At 65.6% G+C, this 4,680-nt stretch carries 2 protein-coding genes and 1 rRNA gene; all 3 read right to left on the minus strand.

The genetic code is table 11. The annotated features are described in order from the left end of the window. Positions 1–359 precede the first annotated feature (359 nt). Positions 360–3,419, minus strand: coding sequence for a glycoside hydrolase family 2 TIM barrel-domain containing protein (locus ACTJK0_RS21380; protein ID WP_440746544.1), 3,060 nt, complete (start codon positions 3,417–3,419; stop codon positions 360–362). A 92-nt stretch (positions 3,420–3,511) separates the two neighbouring features. Continuing rightward, positions 3,512–4,519 carry a LacI family DNA-binding transcriptional regulator gene (locus ACTJK0_RS21385; protein WP_440746545.1) on the minus strand — a complete coding sequence of 336 codons (1,008 nt, stop codon included), beginning with the start codon at positions 4,517–4,519 and terminating at the stop codon, positions 3,512–3,514. A gap of 74 nt (positions 4,520–4,593) precedes the next feature. Beyond that, positions 4,594–4,680: ribosomal RNA gene (gene rrf / locus ACTJK0_RS21390) — 5S ribosomal RNA — on the minus strand; the annotation flags it as partial.

Here is a 4,680-nt window from a genome sequence, read left to right on the forward strand (position 1 = left end):
CCAACGTTCAGGATCGCTCCGGAGCAACTTTTCAAACTTACCCGATCCCCACCCCCGAAGCAAATCCATCTTCCAGGACCCACACCGAAATTGAAGACCACCCCATACCAATTTTCAGCGCCCTAAAGAGCAACCAGAAACAGGCTTTGAATTGGGGGGTTGGCCGCTATCTTTCCGCTTCAGCGGCGGCGACTCAGAAAACAATACCCGCACACACCCCCCACCGCAAATCGCGCCGGAGGGGACTCCTGAACCGCCAAAAACCGCGGATTGCTGCGGTTTTTGGCGGCGGAAGAAGGCGTATTGGCTCCTCTGGACGCATTGTTGCCGATATGGAGTGGCTCACATCCGAAAGTTCTCTACCCAAGCACGCGAAGGACCACTTCGAAGTCCGCTTCCCGGGGCTTCAGCCGATATGGTTCCAGCACACCCGGGCCGCACGCGGCCGTTCCCACACCCCTGAGGATGTGGTCCACGTAGACGTAGCTCCGGCCGTCCGGCAGAAGATCGGGACGATGTGTGGCCGCTTCGAGTGCATGGAGGCTGTACGGCCGAACAGTCAGGGCAAAGGGCTCACCGGCCAGGCACAACTGCCGGCCCCCTATTTCAAGCACCGCGGACCGCACACCCGACCGGGCTCCCGATTCCTGGGGCCGGACATAATCGACGTCCAGCTCGCCGAGTGGAAGTTCGTACCATCCCGTCCGGGCACCCTGGCCAGTATCCGGGTAGCTCTGGTGCGGTCCCTGGCCGAGCCAGCTGACCGTGCCGGTTTCAGCTCCCAGCACGAGCTCCACTCCAATGCGCGCCCACTCCACCTCGAAACCCGCATTGACCCATTCCCCCACCGGCCGTACCTGGGTCCGCAAGGCCAGGGATCCGGCGCCGCTGGTCCACAGGTAATCGACCAACACTCCGAACTGCTTGTCGGCGGCTCCCATTCGTGTGCTGACCCGCAGCTGCTCGCCGCCATCGACTGCCGGTTCTGCGCTGATCCCGAGAAGGCGCGTGTGCATCCGGTCAAGTCCCGCGTCCTTCCACTGCGCAGCAAGAGGCCGCACGTCTTCGCTCCCCCACTCGCGGCCAAGATCGTTGTCGGTCGGGGGCCACCAAAGGAGCAGGCCGAACTTGTCCACGGGAATTCCACCAAGGGACAGCGGCATGCCTGTTGCCCGGCTGAAGACTGCGGTGCCGAGGTGCAGTTCGTCATCCCCGGCCTCCACCATGTCCTCGGCACGGACCCCGGCGCGTACCGCAGCGGAGCGAAGCGCCTGTCCCCACGCAACCTCGTGTCCTGCAGCCGCCCAGGCGGTATCCGTGTCCAGCACAGCACTCACGGTGAGGACCGCGGTCCCGCTCTCCAAACCCTCCGAACCCTCCGCTGCCTTAGGCAGCTCAGTTGCATACCCGGCAACCCCGGCCGGCAGTTCCACAACGGCCTCGGACTGCGCCGGCAGCGGCGCAACCGCCACTGTTCCCTCAAGCCGCGTACCGCCGTCGGCCTCCAATTTGTACTGGAAGCGGAAGTCGGACGTATCCGCGAAGTCCTGGCCATTCCGGAGCGTGAAGCTGGCCCACGAGTCCGGGACCGCAATGTGCAGCGGCTCGACCACCTTCTTGAAGTCCAGCAAGCCGGGGCGGGGCTTGCGGTTGGCGTCCACCAGGCCGTCCGTGACGAAGTTTCCGTCGTGGACTTCCTCACCGAAATCCCCACCGTAGGCGAAATGCTCACCTCCACCGGGGGTGGGAACCGTGATTCCGTGCTCCAGCCACTCCCAGACGAAGCCGCCCATCAGCCGTGGATATTTCCCGAACAGCTCCTGGTACTCACTCATGCCTCCGGGCCCGTTACCCATGGCGTGGACGTATTCGCACAACACGAAGGGCATGGCACGGCGCCGGGCGTCCAGCTTGGCGTCCTCGAGGGCGGGTTCAATGCCCTGCCCGATGAGCGCGGTTTCGGCCTGGCTGGCGTACATCCGCGAGTAGACATCCACGTCCGGCGACGACCAGTCGCCCTCGTAGTGGATGGGACGGGACGGGTCGCGGTCCTTGGTCCACCGGGACATGGCCGCAAGGTTCCGCCCGGTGCCCGCTTCGTTGCCAAGCGACCACATGATCACCGACGGATGGTTCTTGTCGCGTTCGACGGTCCGCCGCATCCTGTCCAGCAGGGCGTCCTCCCACTGCGGATCATCGCTGGGGTTCTGCGCCCAGGCTGCACTGTGGAAGCCGTGCGTTTCCAGGTCGCACTCAAGGACCACATAGAAGCCCAGCTGGTCTGCCAGCGCCAGGAATTCGGGATGCGGCGGGTAGTGCGAAGTCCGGATGGCGTTGATGTTGTACTGCTTCATCAGGCGCAGTTCCGCCTCCACCACCTCGCCTGGAACCACGCGTCCCAGCCGTGGGTGGTGCTCGTGGCGATTGACGCCGCGCAGCAGGATGCGGCGTCCGTTCACCTTGAACTGGGCGTCTTCGATGGTGATGCTCCGGAAGCCCAGCCGCAGGGCAACGGTCTCGCCCGAGGTGCTGACGGTGGCGTCGTAGAGGCGGGGGATTTCGGCGCACCAGGGTGCTACGCCGGGGATCTGGTGTTCCACCCCTGCTGGAAGTTCCAGGGAAAGTTCGGGGACGCGGACGACGGCGTCAATCACCTGGCCGGCGCGGGTCGCCTCGATGCGGAGGGTGCCTTGGCCCGTCGCCGGGTCATAGCCGGCGTGGACGAACACATCGTCGATGCCGTCCAGGGGGCGTGCCTGCAGGGTCACGTCCCGGAAGATCCCCGGAAGCCACCACATGTCCTGGTCCTCCACATAGCTGCCGGCGGAGAACTGGGCCACCCTGACGGCCAGGGTGTTGGTGCCTTCGACAAGGATGCCCGAGACGTCGAACTCATGGGCCAGCCGGCTTCCGCGCGTGGTCCCGAGTTCCACTCCGTTCAGCCACACTGTGCCGGCGGAATCGACGCCGTCGAACCGGAGGAGGGCATGGGGAAGGAATTCCGGGCCTGCGTTGAAGGTCACCAGGTGGTCACCGATCGGGTTGGCGTCAGGAACGTGGGGTGGTTCCACCGGGAAGGGGAACTGCACGTTGGTGTATGCCGGGCTCCCGTGTCCGTGCATGTTCCAGCTGGACGGCACAGGGAGGGTGGTGAAGCCGGAGAGGTCCGTGCCGTGCTGCCAGCCGTCATTGGGGGCGGTCCGAATTCCGGAGCTGAGCCGGAACTGCCATTCCCCGTTGAGTGAAAGCCTGGGGGCGTCCGACACCAGATAGGCACGCGGGGGGAGGGATCCCTTGCCAGGGCCGCGCCAGGCCAACTCCCGGACGCCCTCAGCGCCGACATCGAGGCTGCGGGTGGTTCTTGCGGGGGCCGAGGCGGACGGGGTGCCGGCAGTTGCGGCGGAAGTATTCGCTGACATGGATTTCCTTGGGAAAGATGACTGGGCGTGATGCGTGAACGTTCACGAACCGTCAGAAGAGCATATCGTTCCTCGGCCTGTTTGAGTAGGGGTCAGGCGGACTGCCGGACGATCAGCTGGTGCTGCAGGGTGAGGTAGGCCTCAGGGCCGCGGTCTTGGATTGAACCGGACAGCAAACCGTCCAGGAGGCCGACGGCGGCGCGCCCCACGGCGCGCAGATCCAGTGAGAGCGTGGTCAATTCGGGCGTCAGGAGTTCCCCGAGCGGTATGCCGTCCATGCCGATCACCGAACAGTCGCCGGGAACTGCCACCCCTGACTCCTGGAGTGCCTTCAACGCGCCGGCTGCCATCACGTCGTTGAACGCGAGGATGCCGTCTGGGCGTTCACCGTTGGCCGCAAGCAAGGCCACTGCTGCCCTCGCCCCAGCTGCGGACGGGTGCGCGTGGATGAGGGCAAGCTGGACCCCCGCCTGCTGCGCCACCATCGCCGCGGCTGCGCTCCGGCCGTTGGCCGGGTGTCCCTGGTCCGTATCCAGGAAGACGATGTTGCGGCGTCCCGTTGCGGCAAGGTGGGTGAGGGCGAGCCGTGCTGCATGAAGGTAGTCAAAGGAAATCCCGCCGGCCGTACCGGCCCCGGGGGAATCCAGGGCGACAACCGGACGGCGGCCCATCAGCGCTTGCGCCTCATCCGGGTGCGGCGCAAGGTATCCGATCAGCGCGTCTACCTGGGGCGCCAGGCGCGCGGCGGCGTCCGCGGCGCTGCCCGTGCCATGGCCATAATCATCAACCACCACGTTCCATCCGCGTTCCGTGGCAGCCTCCACCACGCTCGAGGCGAAGGCGGGGAAATACGGGTTGGTCAGGTCCGGGATGGCCAGCCCTACTGAGGTCCGCGCCCCCTGTACCAGCCCCTTGGCAAAGCGGCTGGGGGTGTAGCCCAGCTCCGCTGCGGTCCGTTGTACCCGTTCCCTGGTCTCGGCACTGATGCCGGCCATATTGTTCATCGCCCGGGTCACCGTCTGCCGGGATACGCCGGCTGCGGCGGCCACGTCGAGAATGGTGGCACGCCTGTCCCTGGGACGCGGTGCTTGGGGGTTCATAACCCGTAAGTCTAGTGGTGTGTTAAATGTGGGAGGCCCCAACCATGGGTGGTTGGGGCCTCGACCTAATGTGTGTCCGGCGGTGACCTACTCTCCCACACCCTCCCGGGTGCAGTACCATCGGCGCTGTGGGTCTTAGCTTCCGGGTTCGGAATGGGACC

Origin of the sequence: Paenarthrobacter sp. 22069 (assembly GCF_052046035.1) — a bacterium.
Taxonomy (GTDB): Bacteria; Actinomycetota; Actinomycetes; order Actinomycetales; family Micrococcaceae; genus Arthrobacter.

What these genes read in the sequence shown, in the direction of transcription:
- ACTJK0_RS21380 (WP_440746544.1), bottom strand. Translation starts at nt 3,419, where the DNA reads ATGTCAGCGAATACTTCCGCCGCAACTGCCGGCACCCCGTCCGCCTCG.
- ACTJK0_RS21385 (WP_440746545.1), bottom strand. Translation starts at nt 4,519, where the DNA reads ATGAACCCCCAAGCACCGCGTCCCAGGGACAGGCGTGCCACCATTCTC.